This is a genomic window from Sorangium sp. So ce726 (genome assembly GCF_051521405.1).
Lineage (GTDB): Bacteria > Myxococcota_A > Polyangia > Polyangiales > Polyangiaceae > Sorangium.
In genome coordinates, this window is sequence record NZ_CP150349.1 from 5324527 (window position 1) to 5348487 (window position 23961).

Annotated in this window: 19 protein-coding genes; 7 read left to right on the forward strand and 12 right to left on the reverse strand. The window is 70.2% G+C overall.

Annotation, left to right across the window (positions count from 1 at the left end; translation table 11 throughout):
* Positions 1–66 precede the first annotated feature (66 nt).
* Complete coding sequence (locus WME79_RS19790; protein ID WP_437538154.1) at positions 67–822, forward strand: hypothetical protein; 756 nt, start codon at positions 67–69, stop codon at positions 820–822.
* On the opposite strand, the gene WME79_RS19795 is transcribed toward WME79_RS19790, so the two are convergent.
* The 6 genes from WME79_RS19795 to WME79_RS19820 all read right to left on the reverse strand — a co-directional run bounded on the left by WME79_RS19795 (position 774) and on the right by WME79_RS19820 (position 9490).
* The gene (locus tag WME79_RS19795) at positions 774–4241 is read right to left on the reverse strand and encodes an ATP-binding protein (RefSeq protein ID WP_437538156.1); all 3468 of its coding nucleotides are present in this window, start codon (positions 4239–4241) and stop codon (positions 774–776) included. The two genes, WME79_RS19790 and WME79_RS19795, sit on opposite strands and share 49 nt — an antisense overlap.
* Before the next feature lie 45 nt (positions 4242–4286).
* Positions 4287–5384, reverse strand: coding sequence for an AI-2E family transporter (locus WME79_RS19800; RefSeq protein WP_437538158.1), 1098 nt, complete (start codon positions 5382–5384; stop codon positions 4287–4289).
* A gap of 149 nt (positions 5385–5533) precedes the next feature.
* Positions 5534–6064 (reverse strand): pyridoxamine 5'-phosphate oxidase family protein, encoded by a 531-nt coding sequence (locus WME79_RS19805; RefSeq protein WP_437538160.1) that lies wholly within the window; start codon positions 6062–6064, stop codon positions 5534–5536.
* A gap of 191 nt (positions 6065–6255) precedes the next feature.
* A complete protein-coding gene (locus WME79_RS19810; RefSeq protein WP_437538162.1) occupies positions 6256–7272 on the reverse strand; it encodes a zinc ribbon domain-containing protein in 1017 nt (338 codons plus the stop codon).
* On the reverse strand, positions 7269–8336 hold the full coding sequence (locus tag WME79_RS19815; protein ID WP_437538164.1) for a hypothetical protein: 1068 nt from the start codon (positions 8334–8336) through the stop codon (positions 7269–7271). The genes WME79_RS19810 and WME79_RS19815 overlap by 4 nt, the downstream gene beginning before the upstream one ends.
* Positions 8337–8404: 68 nt before the next feature.
* Positions 8405–9490 carry an alpha/beta fold hydrolase gene (locus WME79_RS19820; protein WP_437538166.1) on the reverse strand — a complete coding sequence of 362 codons (1086 nt, stop codon included), beginning with the start codon at positions 9488–9490 and terminating at the stop codon, positions 8405–8407.
* Between the two features lie 751 nt (positions 9491–10241).
* Here WME79_RS19820 and WME79_RS19825 point away from each other — a divergent pair.
* Both WME79_RS19825 and WME79_RS19830 read left to right on the forward strand, forming a co-directional pair.
* Positions 10242–10607 (forward strand): hypothetical protein, encoded by a 366-nt coding sequence (locus WME79_RS19825; protein ID WP_437538168.1) that lies wholly within the window; start codon positions 10242–10244, stop codon positions 10605–10607.
* Positions 10608–10616: 9 nt separating this feature from the next.
* Positions 10617–11282: a hypothetical protein gene (locus WME79_RS19830; protein ID WP_437538170.1), complete on the forward strand. Its 666-nt coding sequence runs from the start codon at positions 10617–10619 to the stop codon at positions 11280–11282.
* A 162-nt stretch (positions 11283–11444) separates the two neighbouring features.
* Here the strand turns inward: WME79_RS19830 and WME79_RS19835 are convergent, their stop codons facing one another.
* From WME79_RS19835 to WME79_RS19850, 4 genes are all read right to left on the reverse strand, one after another.
* Positions 11445–12989: a hypothetical protein gene (locus WME79_RS19835; RefSeq protein ID WP_437538171.1), complete on the reverse strand. Its 1545-nt coding sequence runs from the start codon at positions 12987–12989 to the stop codon at positions 11445–11447.
* A 47-nt stretch (positions 12990–13036) separates the two neighbouring features.
* A complete protein-coding gene (locus tag WME79_RS19840; RefSeq protein ID WP_437538173.1) occupies positions 13037–14572 on the reverse strand; it encodes a hypothetical protein in 1536 nt (511 codons plus the stop codon).
* Between the two features lie 266 nt (positions 14573–14838).
* Positions 14839–15846 carry an extensin family protein gene (locus tag WME79_RS19845; protein ID WP_437538175.1) on the reverse strand — a complete coding sequence of 336 codons (1008 nt, stop codon included), beginning with the start codon at positions 15844–15846 and terminating at the stop codon, positions 14839–14841.
* A gap of 148 nt (positions 15847–15994) precedes the next feature.
* On the reverse strand, positions 15995–17092 hold the full coding sequence (locus tag WME79_RS19850) for a hypothetical protein (RefSeq protein WP_437538177.1): 1098 nt from the start codon (positions 17090–17092) through the stop codon (positions 15995–15997).
* Between the two features lie 372 nt (positions 17093–17464).
* On the opposite strand from WME79_RS19850, the gene WME79_RS19855 reads away from it, so the two are divergent.
* Entirely contained in the window at positions 17465–17962 is a 498-nt protein-coding gene (locus WME79_RS19855) for a hypothetical protein (RefSeq protein ID WP_437538178.1), read from the forward strand.
* Entirely contained in the window at positions 17950–19215 is a 1266-nt protein-coding gene (locus WME79_RS19860) for a hypothetical protein (protein ID WP_437538180.1), read from the forward strand. The genes WME79_RS19855 and WME79_RS19860 overlap by 13 nt, the downstream gene beginning before the upstream one ends.
* A gap of 70 nt (positions 19216–19285) precedes the next feature.
* Here the strand turns inward: WME79_RS19860 and WME79_RS19865 are convergent, their stop codons facing one another.
* On the reverse strand, positions 19286–19834 hold the full coding sequence (locus WME79_RS19865) for a sigma factor-like helix-turn-helix DNA-binding protein (RefSeq protein WP_437538182.1): 549 nt from the start codon (positions 19832–19834) through the stop codon (positions 19286–19288).
* Positions 19831–20178: a transcriptional regulator gene (locus WME79_RS19870; protein WP_437538184.1), complete on the reverse strand. Its 348-nt coding sequence runs from the start codon at positions 20176–20178 to the stop codon at positions 19831–19833. The genes WME79_RS19865 and WME79_RS19870 overlap by 4 nt, the downstream gene beginning before the upstream one ends.
* 743 nt (positions 20179–20921) lie before the next feature.
* Here WME79_RS19870 and WME79_RS19875 point away from each other — a divergent pair.
* Both WME79_RS19875 and WME79_RS19880 read left to right on the forward strand, forming a co-directional pair.
* Positions 20922–21875: a hypothetical protein gene (locus WME79_RS19875; RefSeq protein WP_437538186.1), complete on the forward strand. Its 954-nt coding sequence runs from the start codon at positions 20922–20924 to the stop codon at positions 21873–21875.
* Between the two features lie 213 nt (positions 21876–22088).
* Complete coding sequence (locus WME79_RS19880; RefSeq protein ID WP_437538188.1) at positions 22089–23930, forward strand: M14 family zinc carboxypeptidase; 1842 nt, start codon at positions 22089–22091, stop codon at positions 23928–23930.
* Positions 23931–23961: the final 31 nt, after the last annotated feature.

Sequence of the window (23961 nt, forward strand, 5' to 3'; positions counted from 1 at the left end):
CGCGCGGCGCGCGCAACCGTGCTGCCCGGCAGACCTTTCCGGCGCTCCGATCGTACGATCCGCTCCATGCGCCTCACCCTGCTCCTGATCCTCGCGCTCGCGCCTGGGTGCAGCCACTCCCTGGACGAACCTATCGTCCCGGCCGCCGACAGCGCGACGCCACCTCCAGCCCCCGTCTCCTCCTCCTCGGCGGATGCGCCGGGCTCGCCGCCCGAGACGGGCACCGCCGAGGCCGAGATCGACCCCCGCCTCGCCCCGCTCATCGCCGCCGCCTTTCGCGACTACAAGCCCTGGGGGCGCGTCGACGACGAGCTCCGCTGGGCGCCCTGGCTGTGCCGGATGCCGCTGCCCGGCCGCGTCCGCATGAGCGCCGCCGAGGACGGCGGCCACGCCCGCAAGCTCTACTCGGTGTTCGCCAAGCACCGCGATCGCTATCCGCTCGCCGAGGGGCAGGCGCCCGTCGCCCAGCCGGTCGGACAGGTCCTCATCAAGGAGAGCTATGTCCCCGAGCTGGTGGAGGACGGCGCGGCGGCCGCCCTCCCGGGCGCCGGCGCCACCCCGCCGGACGCCGCGGATCACTTCGATCCCATCCTGCGCGACGGTGATCGCGTCTACCGCGCGTCGCGCCTCGCCGGCGCCTACGTGGTGCTCAAGGTCGCGCCGGACACCCCCGGCACCGACGCGGGCTGGGTCTACGGCACGGTCACGCCCGCGGGCCAGGTGACCTCCGCCGGCCGGGTCGCCTCGTGCATGGGTTGCCACGTGAGCGCCCGTCACGAGCGCGTCTTCGGGCTCGCGCCGGCGCCGTCCGCGGCGCCCTGACGGGCTCCGGACGCCGCGGCAGAATCGACGATCCCGGCGAGCGCATCCAGCGACATCGGCTTGACGAAGTGGGCGTCGAACCCTGCCGCCTCGGCGCGGCGGCGGTCCGACGCTTGCCCGTACCCCGTGAGCGCGACGAGCGCGCCCGAGCACAGCCCAGCCTCCCGCAGGCGACGCGCCACCTCGTAGCCGTCCATCCCAGGGAGCCCGATGTCGAGGAGCACGAGATCGGGCCGATGCTCCGCCGCGGCCCTCAACGCGCCCGGGCCGTCGCTGGCGATCCACACGTCTTGCTCGAGGGCCAGCAAGGCGTCGGCGAGGGTGCTCGCCGCGTCCACGTTGTCCTCGACGATGAGGACGCGGAGCTTCCTTGCCGCCGGAGACGGCTGCTCTCCGTTCTTCGAGGGCGCGGACATCGCCCCGACGGCCGCGGCGGGTAGGCGCTCGTCCGCCGCCGCGGGCGCGCGCTCCTCCGCCGCAACGGGGAGACGCACGATGAACTCGCTGCCTTGCCCGAGCCCCGGGCTCGTTGCTTCGATGCTCCCGCCGTGGAGGGCGACCAGATCGCGGACGATGGTCAGCCCGATACCGAGGCCGCCTGGCGCCCGATCGAGGCTGCGATCCGCCTGGTGGAACAGCTCGAAGACATGGGGCAGCACCTCCCTGGCGATCCCGATCCCATCGTCGCGGACGCGCAGCTCCACCAGGTCGCCGCGCTGCTCGACCGTCACCCCGATGTGGCCCCCGGGATCCGTGTACTTGCACGCGTTGGTGAGCAGGTTGACGAGGATCTGCTCGAGGCGGACGGCGTCCCCGAGGACGTGGACGGCGGCCGCCGGCAGCGCGAGCCGGATCTGGTGCCGCCGCGCCTCGATCTGCTCGCGCGTCGACTCCACGGCGCGCGCCACGGCGGCCCTGACGTCGATCCGCTCCTTGCGGAGCTCGATCTTCCTCCGGGTGATGCGCGACACGTCGAGCAGATCGTCCACGAGGCGTATCAAGGTCCTCGTTTGCCGCGCGATCACCTCGATGTGCGGGTCCGGCGGCCCGCCGCGGCTCCGCCGCCGGATGAGCTCCACGGCCACGCAGATCGGCGCCATGGGGTTGCGCAGCTCGTGCGCGAGCATGGCCAGGAACTCGTCCTTCCGGCGATCCGCGTCGGCCAGCGCATCCTCGATGCGCTTGCGCTCGGTGATGTCCAGGGACGAGCCGACGAACCCCAGGAACGCTCCGGCCGCGCCGAAACGCGGGGCGCCCTGGGTCACGACCCACCGGCTCTCGCCGTCTCGGCGGAGCATCCGGCACTCCAGCGTGAACGGCTCGCGCGCCTCGAGCGCTTTGGCGCACGCGCTCGCGAAGAGCGGGCGATCGTCCGTGTGGACCGCGTCGAGCCAGCCGTCCCCCAGCTCCTCTTCGAGGGAGCGCCCCGTGAAGCGCAGCAACGTCGAGTTGGCGTACTCGCACCCGCCGGAAGGCCCACACATCCAGATCATCATGGGGGCGCAGTCGGCGAGGGAGCGGAAGCGCTGCTCGCTCTCGCGGAGGCGCTCGACGTCCTCGGCGATCTGGCGGCGCAGCCTGGCGATCTCGATGCGCCCGCCGACCCGCGCGAGCAGCTCGCGGACGGAGAATGGCTTGACGAGGTAATCGTCCGCGCCCGCCTCGGCGCCGTGCACGCGCGACGCTTCGCCCGATCGGGCCGAGATGAACACCACCGGGACGAGCCTCGTCCTCGGCTCGGCGCGCAGCGCCTTGAGGAGGCCGAACCCGTCGAGCCCGGGCATCATGATGTCGGTGAGCACGAGATCGGGGACGCGCGAGCGCACAGCGCAGAGCGCGACCTCGCCGTTCTCGACGGCCTCCACGGTCCACCGCGTCGCAAGGACGTCCTTGAGGTAGCTCCGCATGTCGGGGTTGTCCTCGACGAGCAGGACGTGGCCGACCGGGCCCTCGTCCGGGTGCGCGTCCCCTGCGCTTGCCGGTGATCCCAGCGGCAGCTCCGCCGACGGCGCGACCCCGGAGCCCCAGTGCGACGCTTCCTCCACGAACGCCTGGACCGTCACGGCCGTCATGCCGAGCTCCCGCTCGGCGCCGATGCGCTCCGCGGGCACGTGCGCTGATCCGGCGGGGATGCGGACGGTGAACGTGCTGCCACGACCGACGTCGCTCGTCGCCTGGACGTCGCCCGTGTGGAACCGGACGAGCTCCCGCACGAGCGCGAGGCCGATGCCGGAGCCCTCGTGGCTCCGCCCGCGCGCCCCGTGGACCCGGTGGAAGCGCTCGAAGATCCGGGGGAGCTCGTCGGCGGGGATCCCCGTCCCCGTATCGCGCACCTCGAGGATCACGTGGTCGCCGCCCCACCGGAGCGAGATCGCGATCTCCCCCTCGAACGTGAACTTGAACGCGTTCGAGACCAGGTTGAGGACGATCTTCTCCCACATCTCGCGATCGACGTAGATGCGCTCCGGAAGCGGCGGGCAGTCCACCACGAGCCGGAGCCCCGCCCGCTGCATGGCCCCGCGGAACGCGTTCGCCACCTCCGCGGTCAGCGCCGAGAGGTCGAGCGCCTCGTAGACCATCCGCATCCGGGCGGTCTCGATCCGGACGAAATCGAGCAGGCTGTTCACGAGCTTGAGGAGCCGCCGCGCGTTGCGGCGCGCGAGCTCGACGAGCTCGCGTTGCCTGGCGGTGAGGCCGCCGGGCGCGCCGGTCAGGAGCTCGTCGATCGGGCAGAGCATGAGCGTGAGCGGCGTCCGGAACTCATGGCTCACGTTCGAGAAGAACCTCGTCTTGAGCTCGTCGAGCCGGCTCAGCTGCTCGTTCGCCACGCGGAGCTGCTCGTTCGCGCGCTGGATCTCCTGCGCCCGGAGGAAGACCTCGGCCTCGACCCGCTCCGCCCGCATCTTCAGCTCCTCCGTGCGCCGGTTCTGCTCGATCCCGTGCTGCTTCAGGCGGACGAACTCGGTCACGTCCTCGGTGCGGTGGATGATGTACGCGACCTTGCCGTCCGGCCCCATGAGGGGCGAGTTCATGGGGCACCAGTACCGTTCCTCGAAGCCGCCTCCCTCCGCTTCGGGGCGCGGGATATCGTATTTCTGCACGGCCATGGTGTCGGGGGCGCGCGTCTCGAGCACACGCTCGATCGAGGCGCGCAGGTTCCTCGTGCCGGTCGCGTGCGGATCGTCCGGATTGTCCGGGAAGGCATCGAAGAGGTGGCGACCCAGGAGCGCCTCACGCCGGGTGTTCGCGGCCTGGAGAAAGGCGTCGCTCACGGCGACGATGGTAAAGTCCGGATGGAGTACGAAGTAACAGCCGGGGAGCCCCTCGAAGATCGCGCGAAAATCGGGGCTCGCTGGCAGCGCCCGCTCGCTCCCTGAACGCTGTTGCGGCTTCGTGCTTGGGATGAGTCTCGTGGACATGGGCAGATCTTCGAGAGAAGACCTGGTGCACGAGACCGCCCATCGCTACCCGGGTCTCCGCGCCCCCGCGACGCTCGGCCGCAGCAGCGACCTTGGCGCCGGCTCGCCGCTGACGGGCGCCGTCTCTGGCTCCTCGGGCGCGGGCTCCATGATGCGCGCGATCCACGAGAGTCCTTCCACGTTCTCCAGCGTGATCTTCGCGACCATCATGATGGGCACCGACAGGAGCGCTCCCGCCGGCCCCCAGAGCCAGCCCCAGAAGAGCATGCCGATCAGGACGGCGAGCGGCGACAGGCCCAGGGTCCGCCCCAGCACGCGCGGCTCGAGCACGTTGCCCACCAGCAGGTTGATCAGCAGGTACCCGATGGCCACGAGGGCCGCGGTGCTGGGGCCCTGGCTGGCCAGCGCGGCGAGCACGGCCGGGATCGTCGCGACCACGGCGCCGATGTTGGGGATGAAGTGCAGGACGAACAGGCTCGACGCCAGGAGGAGCGCCAGGTCCACGCCCAGGAGGACCAGGAGCACATAGGCGAGGACGGCGACGAGCAGGCTCGTCAGCGTCTTCACCACGAGATACTTCTTCACCTCCCGCACGATGCGATCGACGTGCTCGAGCCCGCGCGCAGGGGTCGAGAGCAGCCGCCGCACCTTCGCGCCCGCGCCGGCGCCCTCGCAGAGCGCGAAGAACACGACGAGGAGCACCACCCCGAGGCTCGACGCCGCGCTGGCGACCGTGACCGCGGCCCCGCCGAGGAGGGGGACCAGGGACGCCGTGTGCATCGTGCGCGAGAGGAGCTCCGGGTTCACCGGGAAGCCGCGCTCCGTGAGCGTCATGGCGAGCGCGTCGGTCATCGAGGACATCCGGACCAGGTAGACCGGCACCTTCTCCTCCAGCTCCACCCCGGCGATGGTGACCACCGCCCCGACGAAGACCAGGATCGCCAGATCGACCACGAGCGCGGCCAGCGCCCCGAGGGCCGCGGGCAGCCCGCGGCGGGTCACCCAGGTCGCGATGGGCGACGAGATCGCCGCGAGCGCGACGCCGAACAGCACCGGCACGAGGAACGGCTCCGCGTAGCGCAGCCCCACGATGACAACGACCGCCGCCGCCGCGACCACGACCATCTGAGCTCGACGAGACATCGTGAAGATCCCCATGCCCAACCTCGCTGCTGACGGGTTCTCGCGTCACCTCCGCTCCGGTGGAGCGGAGCGCGGCGCAGCCTCCTCGAGAAGAGCAAGGGATGCGCCACGCTCCGTACCGCTCGATCCGCGGCGCGCGGCGTGGATCGCTATCGCGCGGACACCCGGGCGCTGCCGGTTTGCCCGCCGTTCAGCGGCACCGAGCCGTGCTGGGCGGCGTCGGTCTTCGGGGTCGTCCCGGTGACGTACGCCTTGACCGCCTCGACAAGGAACCGGAGCCCGGCTGCGCCCTCATTGTCCCAGTACTCGCCCTCGAGCGGGCTCACGTGGATGAGCGCGAGGGAGGGATCGTCCTTGCCCTTCGGAAAGAACACCTTCGCCTCCTCCGACCACAGCGCCTCGATCTTCGTCCGACTCCGCACGATCGAGGCGCGGCCCGACAGCGACAGGAAGCGGCGCCCCTCCTGGAGGGTCACGTTCACCTCCGGGTGCGACTCGATCTCATCGACCTTGCCCGAGTCGATGCTCGTCATGAACCAGACGTCCCCGGTATCGCTGTCGACCTTCGTGAGCGCCATCGGACGCGCCCGCAGCGCCCCCTGGCTGGCGTGCGTGACGAGCATGGCAGTCCGGAACTTCTTGAGGATCTCCAGCAGCTTCTCTCGCGATCCAGTTTCCATGGCTTCCTCCATTGAGCTCCGGCCGGTCAGTGCGAGATCCGGACCATGGCTGGAGCGCGCGGTAGAGGAAGCGGATCAGGGCTCTGCTATGCCGCACCGAGCGTGCGTTCGAGGCATTCCGCCACAGCGGCTGGCAGGTCCGCCGCGTGCGCAGCGCCGGAGCCGGGGAGGGGACCGCGCAGCGGGAGAAGCTACGCTGCGCGGGCGAGCACGAGCGCCCCGATCACGAGCACGACGAGCACGAGCACGCCGGCGACCACCAGCGCCACCTTGCCCCACGCGATCGGCGCCGTGCCTGTGACGTGGCTCGCGTCCTGGCCGTGGACGACGGCGCGGTAGCTGCGCCCCTTGTAGCGGTAGGCGAGCACGTACGACGGCAGCGCCAGCCGGCGGGTCTCGAGCGCGTGCAGGAGCACCGCCACGTGCACGTTGCGGAACGTGGACCCTGGGATGACGCCTCGCTTCAGGGCGTCCTCTGCGCTGGCGGCGATCCGCTCGCTGACGATCTTCCGCGCCGCCGAGCGCTGCGCGTCGAACTGCTCCAGCACCGCGTCGGGCGGGCCGAGCTGCTGCTGTGTCCGGTGCGCGGCAGGCACCGCCCGGTCGAGCCGGAAGTACGGCGCGAGCTCCAGGGCCTCGTTGAGCGAGAGCCCGCGTGAGGCGGACAGGAGCAGGTTGCGGAACGGCAGCTGCGTCTGTCCGGCATGCGGGGCCCAGCTGCTCCGGTGGGCGCCAGCGTTCGAGTCCGCCGTCCAGCTCACCACGGCGTCCGCGCTGACGAGCCAGCCCGCCCACCAGATCGGGCGCAGCCCCTCGACGGTCGCCGCGCGCGAGAGATCCGACGGCCGGAAGAAGCCGAGCGTCGACATCCACTGGCGCAGCGCCTGACCGGCCTGATCGGGGGGCACCCCGAACGGGAGCAGCCAGTCGGCCTGATCGATCGGGTCGACCGGCTGCTCGAGCCGCGTGACGGCGCCGCAGAAGCGGCACTTCGGCGCCTGCGCCTCGGCCGAGTACGCGACCGCGGCGCCGCACTCGGTGCACCGCAGCACCTGCACCGCCTGCGGGGCCGGGGCGCGGCCCTGGGGCGCGGCGAGGCCGCAGATCGCGCAGCGCAGGTCCCCCAGCTCCAGCGGCCCCTGGCAGCGCGCGCAGCACGGCCCCGTGGCGCTCGTGGTGGCCGAGGCGACGTCCATGCTCACGCTCATCGCGTCTCTCCGGTCGGTGTGGGCCTGCTCCCGCCGGGGCGGACGCGCTCGGTCGGCGCGGGGGCGGCGGCGGGGGCGGGCGGCCGCGCGGCGCCGCGCCGTTCAGCCGGATCGCGGCCCCGGTCGTACGCCGCGGCGAGCACGAACGGCGCCGCGATCAGCGCGATCACGAGCACGACGGCAAGGGCGATCTTGATCCAGGAGACGGGGGCCTTGCCGTGGATCGCGCCGGTCTGGCCGTTGATGAGGACCCGGAAGGGCGGCTTCTGCGGGTCGTGCCGGAGGGCGAGCACCCAGAGGGGCACATAGAGCAGCTCGAGCGTCTCGCGGTCGAGGCGCGTCTCGTGCGTCAGGCCGTGGTGGCTGTCTCCGGGCATGAAGCCCGAGAGGTCGCGGCCGATCTTCTCCAGCGCCTCCCGCCGCGCGAGGCCGTAGCACTCGGCCTGGGTCATCGTCGGCTCCTCGGCGATCCAGCCGCTGAGCACCGCGGGCGTGTAGCGCCGCATCGTGCGGAGGTCGAACGGCTCGATCGCCTGGAGCTCGGCGTTCGGGACCGCGCGAGACGCCACGACGAGCACGTCCATGACGTAGGTCGCATGCTGGCCTTCGAGGTGCCGGTGCTCGGTCCTGGTGACGGTGCGCGTCCGGGTGACGCTGTTTCCCTTCTCGTCGGTCGTCGTGTACGTCTCGGTTTCCTGGTAGTCCTCGCCGATCTGCGCCGCGTAGCGCGTCTGTGCCATCGCCGAGTACAGGTAGGCGGGCGTGTAGACGCCGCGGATCGAGTCGATCGCCGCCGTCTTGACGCTGGACTGCGCGAAGAGGCTCCGCTTTCCCAGCCACGCCTTGACCGCGCCCTGCGCGCTCTCCCGGGTCGTGGTGAACCCGACGACGAAGTGCGGCGATGGCCGATCGTTCGAGGGCGGACGCTCCACGACCGACGGCGAGGCGCAATAAGGGCACACCGCGGTACGCTGGTCCGCTTCAACGCGCAGCGAGGCGCCGCAGGTCTCACATTCGAGTTGCACCGGCGCCCGAGAAAACCGCACCGGGGGGCGCGGCGTCAACAGGGAAGGGGTGGCGTGGCGTCGGCAGGAGGGGCGTGCGCGGCGTCACAGCGAAGCGCGGCGCGGCGTCAGCAGGGAACGGGCGGCGGGCGGCTCCCGAGGTCGGCGGGAGATGCCGAGTCGCCTGTGTCCTGCTGCGGTGTCTGCCGGACCAGCGGTGAGAGCGAGCTCCGCGCCCAGCGCCTGACCGCGGCGTCCGGCCAGGGCTGCCACCGGGGGCTGGCCTGCGGGGCGCGCGTCCCGGCGGCAGACGCCCGCGGCGCGCGTGCCCCGGCGCGCAGGCGCGGGGCGGGCCGCGGCTCGTCGAGGAAGCGGAGGAGATCCGGGGCGAGATCGCTCGCCGCTTCCCGGTGCGGGTAGTGCCCCGCCTTCGCGAAGCGCCGCACGGCCACGCCTTCGAGATAGCGATCGATGTCCGCCGCGTGGCGCGCCGGGATCACCTGATCGCGCTCGCCCCAGTAGACGGCGAGCGGCGGTATCTCCGGGAGCCGATGAGCGATGTCCATGAGGTGATGGCGCTGGCCGCGCAGGTCGATCGCGTGGCGGAGCGTGCGCGACAGGGCGCGCGCCGTGCCGGGCCGCGCGTTCATCCGGGCGAGGTGCCTGCGCTCTTCCGCGTTGAAATCGCCGCCGAGCACCAGCACCCCCGCGTGCGTGCCGACGCCCATGAGCAGCGGCGCGGCCAGCTCGATCAGCCCGGTCACCGCGGCGAGGCGCAGCGGCAGCGCGACCTCCGTCCCGATGCCGCCCGCGGCGACCAGCCCGACGCGGTGGATGCGCCCTGGCCGCTCGGTGGCCACACACATTGCAATGCTGCCGCCGAACGAGTGCCCCACCAGATCGAAATCGCCGAGCCGGAGGGCACGGATCCATTCAGCGACCACGCCCGCATACCACGCGACCGTATAGGGAGCGTCGGGCCGTGCCGAGTCGCCATGGCCGGGCAGGTCGAGCGCGACGACCCGGCGCCCTGCCGCCGCGAGCGCGGGGGCGATGCGGTTCCATGTCCGACAGCTATCGGACAGGCCGTGTACGAGGACCACGGGACGCTGGCCCGCGCCGCCGTTCCGGGAGGGGGTCCACTCTTCCCAGTGGACCTCGCCAGCAGACAGGACGCGAACATGGCTGCGACACGTGACCGACATGTTCTTCATCAAGAGTTCGCACAAAGCGCCGCGTCTGTCCAGATTGCACAGCTGATATGGGGAGCTCGGGGGAGGGGGCGCCGCGAAGCGTGTTTCGCGTCCGGTGTGGGTTTTGCAGCGCCGGCGTACGCCGTGCTGGGACGTGGACCGGACCGCTGCCAGGGATCCGCCTTGACCCGGCATGCCCCTGCTGCCCTTTGCCGCCTTGTCGTCTCGGTGATGCGCCCGATGCCTTTGGCTGGGCGCTCTTCACTAGCGCACGGACAGAATTTGTACTCCTGGTTACCCATTGACGCCGCATTCTGGTGAGAAGAGTCTCGCTGCATCGGGAAGACATACGGCGGCGGGCTTGCTCTTTTGTGAGAGCGAATGCTGTTTCTACGCGCGCCGCGGGGGCCAATGTTGCCGCTCGTCAGCGAACCTGCCGCTGGGGACGAGGCGTGAATTCGCGAGAGGCGCGATGACAATTCGTGGCTGCATTGTATTCGCACTCATTGCCGGCGTCGCTGGCGCCTTCATTGGACGGGTCTCTATGCGCGACGCGCCAGGCGCACAAGCGTTTCCGAGCGCATCGTCCCCGAGTTCGACTGCGGCATCTCCCGGCCGTGGCTGCAGAGAGGAACGCGCCGTTCTCGCCTCGACCAGGGCACAACTGGATATCTGTACGGTTCTTCGTTCGCGGGTTCCCGAGGCCGAGCCATCTGGCGTTGCCAAGCCATCCGAGGCCGATCCTCCGGGATCCCAGCACTTCGACCAGCGCATGTCGAAGGTCGAAGAGATCCGTCGAAATCGCCGGCTCTTGGACAGCTATTCCGAGGCCGTGATCGTCCAGCACGATGATGGGAGGACCGGTGTCTACAAACCTGACGAATGGCCGGATGACGGCGATGGGTACATCGTCGCGCGCAAGTTGCCCAGCGGACGGCTCGGAGTTTATGCAGGGCCAGACGCCGGACCACGCACAGATCCCGACGCATTCCGCCCCTGGGATCCCCCTATCCCTCCGCGACCCGTCTGGAACCGTGAACCGGATGGAACGATCACAATCAACGGAAAGCCTGCGAGCCCTGGCGTGCAGTTCATGTTCGGCGGAAAGATCGATGAACCGTCGAAGCCGCCGCAGTGAGAATACGCCATGACAAGTCCTCGCGCCTTCGGGTTCGTCATCATTGCCGGGGCTGGCATCCTTGGCGTCTTCCTCGGACGCGCCGTACCACACGATGCGTCAGGTGTCGCAGCGGATGCCAGCGGGTCACCCACGTCTCCTGGCACGACGCCTGCCGACGATGAGTGCGAGGCCGAACGAAGCGCCCTGGCCTCGACCAGGGCAAAACTGGAACTCTGCATGGCCATGGACACGGCGGAACCAGAGGCCGCGCCGTCCAGCGTTCCCGAGACCCCCGAACCCGAGCCTCCAGCTTCCAACGTCGAACCGACCGTCCAAGAGATCATCGCCGAAGAGATCAGAAGCTATCACGGTCGTCTGGACAGCCTACCCGAGGCTGTGATCGTCCAAGAGGCGGATGGAACGATCGGCATCCATAAACCCGACGATGGGCCGATCGACGGTGACGGCCTCATCATCGGACGAAAGCTCCCCAGCGGAGAGATCGGATGGTATGCCGGGCCAGATGCTGGACCACGCTCCGATCCTGCCGCGTTTCGACCTACCAAGTCCGTAATCGTCTTTGCGCACGACTTCGTGCGTGAAGCAGACGGGGCGATCAGAGTACGTCGAGGTGCTCCCGCTTGGATAAAGCGCAGGCTCGGCGAGAGGGTCGATGAGCCTGCGAGTCCGTAGCTCATCGAGATCGGTGCAGAACCTCTCTTCGGTCGCGCCGAGGCGCCGGCCGGGGGCGGTCGGGCCAGGGCCACGTGGGCGCGGAGGACGACGCCGGGGGCGAGCTCTGCCACGACGGGGAAGACGGCCCTATCCATCGCTCGATCTGGCTCGCAACCCGGCCTACTCAGGGAAGCGCAGCGTCTCCACCGCGACGCCAGCCTCTCCCGTCGTCATGGTGCCGTCGTGGCTCCAGCTGGTGCCGCCTCCGCCCGGCGAGCCGAGCTCGTACGTGACCCCCTCCAGCGTGAGTTGGTCCTCGTCGAGGTAGGCGATCCCGATCACGTCGCCGCCGCGCCCCGGGCCGCCGTAGCCGCCGTCGCCGCCGTCGCCGCCGCGGCCCCCCTCGCAGGCCCGCGCTCTGTCGCGGCCGTCGCCGCCCGGCGCGCCTCGTCCGGGTTCGCCGCCTTGCTGGGGCGGCCCTCCGTGGCCTCCCCTCCCGCCGGCGGGCGCCTTGATGACGCTGTCCCGGACCGTCACCCTGGCGTGCAGCACGGCGAGGCCGATCGACGGCGAGCCGTTCCCGCCGCCTCGACCCCCTCGGCCGCCACAACCGCCAGCGCCTCCAGAGCCGCCGCTGGCCCCTCCCTTGTCCGCCGCCGTGCACACGGCGAGCCCGCCGCGCCGGCCGCCGCCCCCGCCTCCACCCTGGCCCGGCGTGCCCCTGCCGCCGTCCGTCCCCTTGTCGCCCTCCCATCCCGTCTCGGTGAGGCGCCCGATGCCCTGGCCGGCCGCCCCCACCGTTCCCGGGGACCCGGAGAGCCCGGACCGGCCGTTCTCGCAGACGCTGTCCTCGCGCTCCGCGTCGCCGCCGAGGCCTGAGTACGGGTCGGACGCCGGCACCGGGTCACCGGTGTCCCCGTCCTCGGCCCGCGCGGGAAGCCCATCACCGCCTTTGCCACCGGTGCTCGACGTTCCGTCGTCACACGGGTTCGTCACCGCCGCGCCCCCGGGGATCGTGGCGGCGGAACACCCGTCCTCACCGAACAGGCCATCGGGGCCGGCCGCTGCTCGGCTCGGCCGCCACTCTTCCCCGTCGTGACCCGCCCTGCCGACGTAGAGCGCCCTGATCTCGCTATGGACGATCTCCACCGCGGTGTTGGACTGAACGAGCACCCCGATTTGGACCCCGCTCTGGACCCACACGTGATCGAGCGTCGAGACCCCGTCCGCGGCCCCCGTGTCGCCCGGGCGTGACGGCTCGACGATCACCGCGATCCGCGCATCCACCTCGGAATTGATGCGGCCGCTGTCGTCCCTGCTCCGGCGCCGCCATTCGAGGAAGTCGAAGCCGGCATGGATGTCCACGCCGGAAGGAAGCCTGATCGCCCCCACGAAGGTATCGGCGGGCATGAACACGCGACCGCGCCCGGTGCGAGCGAGCTCGATCGCCCGCTGGGCCGAGCGAACCGGCCGGTCCTTCGTGCCGGGGTTCGCGTCGTTTCCGCCGAGGATGTCGATGTTGACGAACACCCCGCAGCCGTCCATGGCGCGATCCGCGGCGAGCTCCTCGAGGCACGCCGACTCCGGGACGGCATCGCCCGGACAGGCGGACGGAGCGTCGCACGGCGGTGCGCCGCCCGGCTCGTTCACCTCCGGCGGGTTCCCGCAACCGGCCATGGCGAGCGGCAGGACGACGAACGGAAGGAACAGGGACTTCACGCGCATGGGCATTCCTCACCGGAAGCGTCCCGTGGGACGCACGCTCTCCAAGGCTAACGGGGCAGCTCGCTCGGCCCGCTGAACGCCTGGGTCCCCGCCGAAGGACCGGAACCGCCTTTGCCTGCCTCATCGTCCGCGGGGGCGTTCCCCGCGAGGCCGCCCTCGCCAGCCGGTCCGACCTTGATGATGGCGCCGGGCCGGAGGGCCAGGTTGGGGACCACGTACGCGATGCCGACGGACGGGCCGCCGAGCCCGCCGCCGGCGTCGCCCCCGCGGCCGCCGTTGCCGCCGCTGCCGCCATGGCAGGCGTTCCACATTCCGGCCACGAACCCGTTGCCACGCTTCCCGCCGTGCCTGCCGAAACCGCCTGGCTGGCCAGTTCCGCCGGTCCCCCCGTTCCCGCCGCGGCCCGTGAACACCTCCGTGGCCTCGACCGTGAGCTCCGTGCCCTCCAGCGCCACGATGCCGATGCTCGCGCCGCCGTAGGCGCCGCCCTTGCCGCCCAGGCCACCGCAGCCGCCGCCGCCCCCGGAGCCGCCGGACGCCCCGGTCTGGGGTCCGGAGGCCGGGCACACGGGGGGACTCACGCCGTCGCCCGACTTGCTTCCGCCCCCGCCGCCCCCCGCCTGGCCGACGCCGCCCCGGTCCCCGTCGTCACCGCGGACGCCGATCCACCCGTCGTCGGTGAGATAGCCAATGCCGGCCGCGCCGCCGGCGCGGCCACGGTCCGCGCCGGGCGCGCCATCTTTCCCGTCGCTGCACGCCATGCTGCCGGCGCCGGCTCCTCCGAGGCCCTTGCCCTCGGGGTTCGGTGCGGGCTCGGGCTGCCCCGAAGCGCCGTTGCCGCCCTGCTCGATCCCGCCGTCGCCCCCGTACCCGCCCGTCGACTCGATGCCCTCGCCGCACGCGGTCACGGCCGGGAGGGCGCCCGTCGCGGCGCCCTCCGTGCAGGCGTCCGCCCCGTCGTTCCCGAACTGCCCGCTCTGCGCGCGGGCGCTCGGCGCGTCCTCGCCGGGCTCCCCGTCCTTGCCGTTGCCCGCGATGACCACGCTCGACACCAGCTTCACCCGGGCGCCGTAGCTCAGGATCACAGCGATCGACGACCTGCCGTCGATCGCCGAGGCGTCCGCCGCGACGACGCGCACGCCGGAGATCGTCGACGTCGCGTCCTCTCCCTCGATGACGCGCAGCGGGACCCCCCCGGGCGGCGCGATGGTCGTCCGCTGAGCGGGCCCGCCGAACGACCAGTCGCCTCCGTCGCAGCGTCGGCCGCCCCAGAGATCGACGCCCGAGGGCAGCGTGATCACCTCCTCGAACAACCCACGGCAAGCGTACACGCGCCCGGTCGGCGCCTCGCCGCCGCCTCGCCCGGTCGTGGCCAGCCCGACCGCGCGCTGGAGCGTCTTCACCGGCGCGTCCTTCGTCCCGGGGTCGTCGTCGTCGCCGTGTTCGCTGACGAACACCCCGCACGCGTCGAGCGCCTGCGCCTTGCCGGGCTCTCCCTCGCACGGTCCGGGCGGCGGCTCCGGATCCGGAGCGCACGCTTCCACCTCCCAGCAAGGGTCCGAGTAAGGGCATCCCGTCAGCATGCTCGCGCTCCACGCGCAGAGCACAACAGCCACAACGGACTCTCGCCTGGTCGCTTTGCCCCCGTCCCTCATTCCGCGTGCACGCTAGTTGCGCCAGCCGCGCGGCGTCAACCAGCAGGAACGGCATCAAAGAGGCATTTGCCCGTGGAAAATGTCTCTCGATAACGCAATGCGGCCCGCTGGTCAGCGTATGTGCGGGCCTTTCGCCTCCGGCGGGCGCTCGATCCGTCCACTGCAGCGGAGCGACACCGCGCCGTGACGCGCGCTCACTCCAGCAGGAAGTAGCGTGCGTCTCGCTTGATATCGAAATGGAAGTGGTCCGCGTGCGCCTCGTTCGCGTTGGGCGTGAGGACGACGTTGAACAGCCCGCTCGTGGAAATGGAACAGAGGATCTCCCGCAGCTCGAGCGCGTGGGGGGTGGGCGCCTTCGGCTCCGATCCGGGGCCGCACGGCGGCGCTCCGATGGCGCCCAGCCAGTCGGCCTTCACGTCGAGCCGAGTCCCGTCGGCCTTCACGAAGGCAGCCACGTCGATGGCGAGTCCCAGGGCGTGCTGGCTGGGGCGCCCGGGCGCCGCCGCCGGCTTCTTCGGGGTGTGCTCGCCCGCCTTCGCCGCCTTGCCGGCGCCCTTCAGGGTCTTCTTGCCTGCCGGCGGCTTCGCGGGCGCCTTCGCCGGAGCGACAGTGCCCGCTGGCGCGGGCCGGTGCATGCTGAAATGCACCACCTCGGCGATCCCGCGCGTCGCCAGGAAGGCGGCTAGGTCGTCAAGCGCGAGGACCAGCCGGCAATCGGCGATGTCGAACGGGGAAGCCGACCTGGGCTTCGCCACGCCGTCGCCGCGGAAGGTGACCCCATGCAACGCGCCGGTGATCCTGATCGGCCGGTCGACCAGCGGGGCGCCGCGCGCCGGGGCGTGCGGGATGCCGCGGCGCTTCATCTCCCTCTCGCAGGCGCCGGCCGAGAGCCCGCCGTAGGTGGCCGCGCGCGACGCGGCGGACCACGCGGGCAGCTCGAACCGCGCGCCGCCCGCGTCCCAGCCGCCGTCCAGGAGGCCGGCCGCTGCGTCTGCAGGCGCGCCGGCGTCGCCGTCCAGAAGGCCGGCGCCGCCGTCCACTGGCGCCGTCGCTGCATCGGGGGATCCGGGCGCCGCCGGGGCATCCACCCCCTCGGCCGGGGCGCGGCGCAGCGAGGCGATGCCGAGCGGCGCGAGGAGCGCCGCGCCGCCGATCAGGGCCGCTCCAAGGGACAGCGCACGGCGGGAAGGGAGCGCGCTCATCTCTGGCCGAGCTTACGGGAGACGGCGCAGTCTGGCAGCTTTCGTGGCACCGGACACGGTCCGGGGGAGGCTCCCCGCAGCCTTCCTGGCACCGGACACGGGTGGTGGCCGGATCCGGCCACGGGCCTCGACTGGCTGGATTTGGGTCCTACCCCTCCGGCGTGTCCGACGGGCCGGGGTTCCAGGAGAACAAGTCCAGCTGGACCGGCCGCCGCGGCGGGTCAGGCGGCGGAGGGGGAGCAGCCTGCACCGGGGGCGATGCCGGGGGCGGCTCCGGAGCACGGTGCGGACGCTTCAACCCCGGCGTCGGCTCGGTCACGAGGCGCAGCCAACCCCGACCGGACGGCAGCTTGCGTGCCGGTGCGGAGGGCTCGCGATGAGTGAGCGCCTGCGCCATCGGGGGCTCGCCGGCCGGCTCGGTCATGAGCGCGTCCAGGAGCTCGTCCACGGTCCACACGTGGTCGGTCAGCCCGGCCTGCATCGCCGGGGTCACGCGGAGGGTCTTGACCACCCAGCACAGGTTGTACGCGACGTAGTGCAGCGACGCCGCAGCGCGGTGGTTATCGAACTTCTTCGAGAACGCATAGCAGAGCCTTCGCATGCGGCCGTTCTGCGACCTGTGGGTGCCGTTCTGGCGCTCGACGTACGCGGTCGACGCCTTCTTCGCATCCGGCGCGCCGTAGATGGTGTGCTTCGTGATGAACGGATCACGCGGTGGCTCATACCGATGGTCCGGCCCGCGGTAGGAGCCAGAGCGGTAGTTTTTGACAGTCTGCATGAAGTCGACGCTCGCCCCGAACTCCTTTCCAACGGCGCTGATGTAAGGGGCGAATCCGTCGCTCGTGATCTGCGGCATCACCAGCAGTCTGGAGCGGACATCAGCCATGAAGGCGTCTGTCGTCTCCTGGTCTCTGCGACCGACGCGCCACGCGATGACCAGACGAGACAGCGTGTCCATCGCAACGAACGTGTACGCCTCGCCGATGCCGTCCGCGTCCTTCTCGGTCACGCGAGCAGGTTTCTTCTGCACGTACCCAAATATCTCGTCTACCTGGATCAGGGGCGTGCGCAGGTCGCGCACGAGCCGGTCATGCAGGCGCCCAGCGCCGCGCCCGAAGGCCAGCGAGAGACGCCCCACGGTCTCCCTGTTGACTTCGGTCATGCGCTCGACGGCGCGCTCGCTGTTGCCGTCCAGGAGCGCCGCGAGCACACGCAGGCGCTTCTCCGCCGGGAGCACGTTCGCCACGGGACCCTTGCCTTTCCCCAGCGGAGGGCCCACGATCCGGTCTGCCAGGACGTCGGGCGGGTCGCTCCGCACGGCTTCTGCCGCCCTGCTCTCAGCTGCGAACTGGGAGCGGGGCGTTTTCGTCTAAGGTCCTCTGATTATAGCGATTTTGCCGAGGAAAACCGCTCGGAAGCGCGCAGGGGAGATGTCGGCAGGACGGGGTATGTCATAGCCGCGCGGGCACGCGTAGTTTTTCTGGCGCGACGCGTCCACGCGCCGGGCTATCATCCGCGGACTGTGCAGCGACCACATTGCTCCACATTGGCGCGCGTCCCCTTGCACTGCTACGGCGTTCAGGATTGGCGCCCATACGGCGATTTGTATCCTCGGCCGATGCCGAAGGATGTGACATTTTTCCGGCTCACAGTTGATCCTGAATGTCCGCAGTGCAGCTGCGTCGACAAGCGAGCTGTGGTTGATTGCAACAATGCGTTTGCAAGGCGCACCTCGGGAAAGGAACTAAAGGAAAGCGACTTTCTGTCGTGGTGGGATCTCGGAAGGCGTCCCGCCACCAAGCCAGAACAGTCGCGCTACTGTAAGGACGTATGCGGTTACAAGGGTGTTTCAGTTCATCTTTACACAGATCACGATGAACTCATGAAGCACTACCGGACGACCAAAGCCTTCAAGCCTAAGGCAACGCCCTACTACTGCATTGTCAAGCTAACGCCATCGGCAGGGAAGGTGGCATCGACCCCATCGAGCGGCGACCCGCTTCATCACGACATTCTCAAAGCAGACAATTTCAACGTCGGCCACCTCATACTCATCGACAGTGGCGACATCAGTGAGTGCCTAGACACGGCGGCGGGTGACACATGTTTGCACTAGACCGCAAGCTACTGCTCCAGGCGGCGCTAGATCTGGCACTCATATCCGACGAGTACGAAGTGCTCCACTTCGACGAGGTTCCAATACTGTTTACCGGTGTTAATCGGTACCAGTCTAGGATCATTGGATCCTCGGTGGAGGAGGATGTTGATGCGCGCGTCGAGCGGTTCTTTCATGTAATAGTCCCCGTGGATACGTATTCCCTGTTCATGCACAGGAAGATATCATATCGGAATATCATTCTTAATGCGGGGCGCGTATTCGTCATCGATCGAGCGTTCGACCAGTCGCGCTGCGACGTGTACCTCGTTGGCGTCGACCGCATTCCTGACGACTATCTTCCTTCTGAAGAGTCGTACTGTCCAGAGACGCGATTCGAAGGCTCTTTTGTCTTCGGTGCAAGCCTGAAAGGCAAGCTGGCCGACCTCCACCAGGCTGACCCATCCGATCTTAGGCTGCTGGAGACGTCCTTCCCGGGCATGGTGTCCGACGCGATAGGCAGTTTCGGCAATAAACTTGTATCCGCACGCCCGATGATTCTGCCATATGCCGCTGGTAGCTTTCGGTTGCAGTTCGCTGTGCAGCCGGTTGGTCAACTTGGCTTTTTTGGTGGCTCGTATCCTGAGTTTACGCTGCGCTACGTCGACTTCTGCATGAACAGGTTCCATGATGAGATACGCGCCCTAGGGAGCGACTCTGCCGACGAATCACCTTATTTTCGCTTGTTGCTGGATGCATATCAGCAGATTCTTAACATGGGCAGGGTGAGTAAGCCAGGGACGCCGGAGCGGGCGGCAGACAAGGCCGAGCTGCTAAAGGCCGTAAAGAGAAGCGTGGACAGGTTGGCCGAACTGGCGGATGTTATAGGGAAGAACTTTACGCGGATTGAACTGTCTAATGTGTTCGATGGGACAGAGACGCTGATAAGCACACTCGATCGCGTTGAGGCGCAGCGGCTCAGCTATGCGGCCGACCTGTACGACCAGGTCATCAACAAGGCCGAAGAGGAGTCTGTGGCTAGGGCGTACGAAATCGTCGTTTATAACTTAAATACTGAGACTAGAAGGGGGAAAGCCCACGCCCTTGTGGGCGACTCGCTACAGAGAGTCGGCATCACGGTCGGCGGGACAGATCCATTGGAAGAGACAAGGTTTACGGCCAGTCTCGATAAGAGTCTGCGCATTAGTGTGATGGCGCGCGGGAAACGTGTGGCGGGGAAGTTGAAGAGCCTCCGAATCGAGTACGAGAAGTAGACCTGATGACTATGGCCCCATGCGCCCAAGGGCGTGCGTTCAGGGTTTGGTTGTGGCGGGGAGAGGCAGGCTACCGGCGTCGGCGCAGCTTCCGCGCGAGCCGGGCCCGGGCAAGCCGCAGGCGACTGCCCGCCGTGCCGAGCGGGATGCGGAGCAGTTTGGCGATCTCGGTGCCGCCGTGCCCGAGCGCGGCGAGGACGAGCACTTCGCGAGCCCAGACGGGCATCGCGGCGATCGCCATGAGCGCCTCGGCCGCGTCGATGCGCTCACCGATGTGCCAGGGGTCCACGCGCTCCTCTCCCGTGGCGGCCCACGGGTCGAAGACGGGCACCTCCCTGCGACGGAACGCGCGCTCGTGGTAGTGCGTGCAGTGGAACCGGCACACTCCGAACAGCCAGCGCTTCAGCGCGTCCAAAGGCTCGCGCGTGCGGTCGGGTCTGTAGCGACCCGCTTGGGAGCTCATCCAGGCCCCAAGCACGACGTCCTGGACCACATCGCCGAGATCGACGACGGGCACGCCGAGGCCACGCAGGACGGTTCGGATGAACGGCTCCTGCGCGACGATCTCGGCGATGTTCAGGACGCGAGCGGGGCCAGCGTTCGGGCCCCACGGCTTCATGGGGCACCCCTGCGCGCGCCGCAGTGCGGGCAGCGGTCAGCGGCGACCGGTCGGCCTAGGAGGCGCTCGATGGTGGTTCCAGCGGCCCGCGCGGCGCGCATGGCGGTGCCGGGCGACCCGGCGTACTTGCCCGACGCGATCGCGCGGAGCGTGCGGGGCTGCATGCCCATCACCTCGGCAAGGCATGCCCACGTGCCGTACAAGGCGCGCAGGTTGCGCAGTGCGGCGCGGAGCCGCATGCGCTCCACGTCGGAGAGGGAACGGGTGACGCAGAGGCGTCGGCGGCGCTTGGGCGCACGTTCGCCTTCTTGCTCGCCCGAAGGCGAACGGACTACGGTCAGCATGTCGGACCTCGTGGTTCGGGGTTCGGCCACGCTCCCCGGGTGGTTGCAGCCACCGCGGGGAGCACTTCCTTGCGCCGAAACTAGCGCACGAGATCGTCAGGCTGGCCGGATCCAGCCAGTTTCACTCAAAACCGGCCACTACCCGGACACGGTCCAGGTGAGGCTGCCGGCAGCTTTCGTGGCACCGGACACGGTCCGGGAGAAGCTGCCGGCAGCTTTCGTGGCACCGGGCACGGTCCGGGGGGAGGCTCCCCGCAGCCTTCCTGGCACCGGACACGGTCCGGGAGAAGCTGCCGGCAGCCTTCCTGGCACCGGACACGGTCCGGGAGAAGCTGCCGGCCGCCTTCCTGGCACCGAACACGGTGGTCCATAGCGATGCTCGCTGGTTCATGGCACAGCACGCGCTGTCCAATCATCGGCACACCCAGCGCGCCTGTCACTGCGCTAGAGCGCCCGAACCGGTGGCTCGGGCCCCGGGAGGTCAGGCTCCCTTCTGCCAGGGCCACGTCGCTACCCACCCCTGCGCGGGCTCGAGTGCCATGGCGCAAGATTACGACGTTCGGCAGCACGCCTTCAGAAAATCACCCGGGAGATCGATTGACGGCTCGGCAGGGGTGATTATCCCTGCCCGGAACGTCGGGCGTACGCCTGGCGCTCACATCAAGTCCAGCGCGCGGGGTGAGGAGCGCGTTGTCCCTGTTCTCCGCTGCTCCGCGACGACGAACACGAGAGGTCATCCCCTCATGACGAAGCCTTCTCCACTCAAGAAGAAGCCTGCGCCCAAGAAGCCCGCGGCTCCGCCCCAGGCAGCGGCGGCATTCGACAAGACGCTGTCCGAGATCGAGGCGCTCAGCACGGATCGGTTGATCGCGATCAACCTCGACATCCCCCGGGTAGTCTCGCAGGTGCTGGGCGTATTGCCAGGCATCCTCGCGCTGCGCCCCGCCATCGCGGGGCACCTGCCGCAGCACGATGTCGCGTTGCTCGATCGGCTCGAGACGTATGCGCTCGCCGCCTGGTACGCGCACCTCGCATGGCTGTCGAGCGGAGGCGCCGAGAATTCGCTGAAGCCGCTGCTCGCGGAGGCGGCCCCGCTGCGCGAGAACCTGCTGAGCGACGCCGAGGCGCTTGTCCGCCGCGGCCTGCTTGACGCGGACACGGTCGCGGAGATCCGGGCCGGACAGGGGTACATCGACACGGCCAATGACCTCGTCGCGCTCTCGGCGCTCTTCACCGCGAGCTGGTCGGAGGTCACCGGCAAGACGGCAGCGACCGAGGAAGAAGTGAGACGCGCCGGGGAGATCGGGCCGCAGATCCTCGCGGCCCTCGGCGTGAGGGAGCATGGCAAAGGTCCTGGGCCGACCGAGGCTGCAGACAGGAGGGCGCGGGCGTTTTCGCTGCTCGTGCACGCCTACGACCAGACTCGCCGCGCCGTCGCGTACCTGCGCTGGAATGAAGGGGACGCCGATTCAATCGCGCCGTCCCTCTACAAGGGCCGCACTGGCCGAGCGGCGTCGTCCAGCGACACCGCCGCCGCACCGGCGGACGAGGCCCCGGCTGGGCCCACGGCGCCGGCATCGCCCGGCGCTGCAGTTCCCGCTGCGCCGAACGGCGCGGCGGGCCCCGCTGTGCTGAACGGCACGACGGCACACGCGGTGCCCGGCGCTGCGCCGAGCGGCACGGCGCCCACCGGCTAGAGCTTGCCGCCCGTCTCGCAGCGAGCACCTCGCCTGGAACAATGGCTGTCTGGCCAAAACCAACGGCGCTGACATCGCGCGCCCGCTGAAGCACGGCCCATTCGCGCCCCGCGGAGAGAGCAGTCCTGAGCTCGGCCGGCATCGCGCTTCGCCCGATGCCGACAGGGACGATCGCGCCTTGCCGCTCTCCGCGGAATTTGCTCGACTCCCGCGATGTCTCACCCCCGCGCCGCGCTCCTTCATCACACCGCCGCCCTCGGGATCGCGCTGGCCGCGCTGCTCGCTCCCCGCCAGGCCCCGGCGCGCGGCGCGCCGGCCGGCGGCGGGCCAGCGCCGTCTGCGCGTCCCGAGGCGCCCTCGCTCGTCACCGAGGCCGAGCGGACCGGCTTCCGGCGCACCGGTCGTTATGCCGAGGTCGAGCGGCTGTGCCGCGACTTCGAGCAGGCCTATCCGGGCCGCGCTCGCTGCGTCCGTTTCGGCACGACGCCCGAGGGCAGGCCCATGCTCGCGATCGCCGCCTCGGACGACGGCACGCTCGACCCCGCGGCGGCACGGGCGAAGCGGCGCCCGGTGATCCTGTTCCAGGGCGGCATCCACGCCGGCGAGATCGACGGCAAGGACGGCGGCTTCTGGGCGCTCCGCGAGCTGCTCGACGGCGCGATGGCGCCCGGCGCCCTCGCGGCGGCCACGGCGGTGTTCGTGCCGGTCTTCAACGTCGACGGCCACGAGCGGTTCCGTCGAAACCAGCGGCCCAACCAGCGCGGCCCCGAGGAGATGGGCTTCCGCGCCACCGCGCAGAACCTCAACCTGAACCGCGATACCATGAAGGCCGAGGCGCCCGAGATGCGGGCCATGCTGGCGCTCCTCGACGCCTGGGATCCGGTGGTCCTGGTCGACCTGCACACGACGGACGGCGCGAAGTTCCAGCACGACATCGCGGTGATCGTGGAGCCCTCGGTGCCTCACCCCGGCGGACTCGACGCCGCGGCGCGCGCCCTCTCGGGGGAGCTCCAGGCGCGCCTCTCGGTGCTCGGTCACCTGCCGCTCCCGTTCTATCCGGCCTTCCGCGAGGACGACGATCCCTCGTCGGGGATCTCCACCGAGCCAGGACCGCCGCGCTTCTCGCAGTCCTACAGCGCTGCCCGCAACCGCATCGGCGTGCTCGTCGAGACGCACAGCTGGGCCACCCACGCGGAGCGCGTGCGCGCGGTCCACGACCTCCTCGCGGCGCTCTTCGAGCGCGTCTCCTCCGGTTCCGGCGCGGGCGCCCTCCGCGCCGCGGCCGAGCGCGCGGACGCTGCGAGCGCGCGCCTCGCCGGCGCCCCCTTCGCCCTCACGCACCGCGCGGGGCCGGTCCCGCGCATCTTCCCTTTCCGCGGCTTCGCTTACGAGAAGCGCGCCTCGGAGATCTCGGGCGGCACGTGGACCCGTTACGACGAGTCTCGCCCGGAGATCTGGCGCGTGCCGCTGTTCGACCGCATCCAGCCGGACCTGACGGTCACCGCGCCTGAAGCCGGCTACGTCATCCCGGCGGCGCACGCGGCCTGGGTGGCCGACAAGCTGCGCCTGCACGGCGTGCGTTACCAGATCCTCCCCGAGGCTCGCCCCGGCTTCCCCGTCGAGGCGTTCCGGGCCGACGCGGTGACGTTCGAGCGGCCCTTCGAGGGTCGGACGCGCGTGAAGCTCCAGGGCGCCTTCCGGCCGGAGCGGCAGGATCTTCCGGCCGGCTCGCTGTTCATTCCCATCGCGCAGCCGCGGGCGCCACTCGTCCTGCACCTCCTCGAGCCGCTCGCGCCCGACTCCCTCGTCGCCTGGGGCTTCTTCAACGCCTCCTTCGAGCGCAAGGAGTACATGGAGGCCTACGTCGCCGAGGAGGAGGCCCGCAGCATGCTCGCCGCGGATCCGGCGCTGCGCGCCGAGTTCAATGAGCGCCTGCGCGATCCTGCGTTTGCGAACGACGCGAAGGCTCGGCTCGATTTCTTCTACAAGCGCCATCCGTCCTGGGACGAGCGCGTGAATCTCGTCCCGGTATTCCGCGTCGCCGCGCCGCCGTGACAGGCCTCTCCGTCGTTTCGTCTGCTTCGCC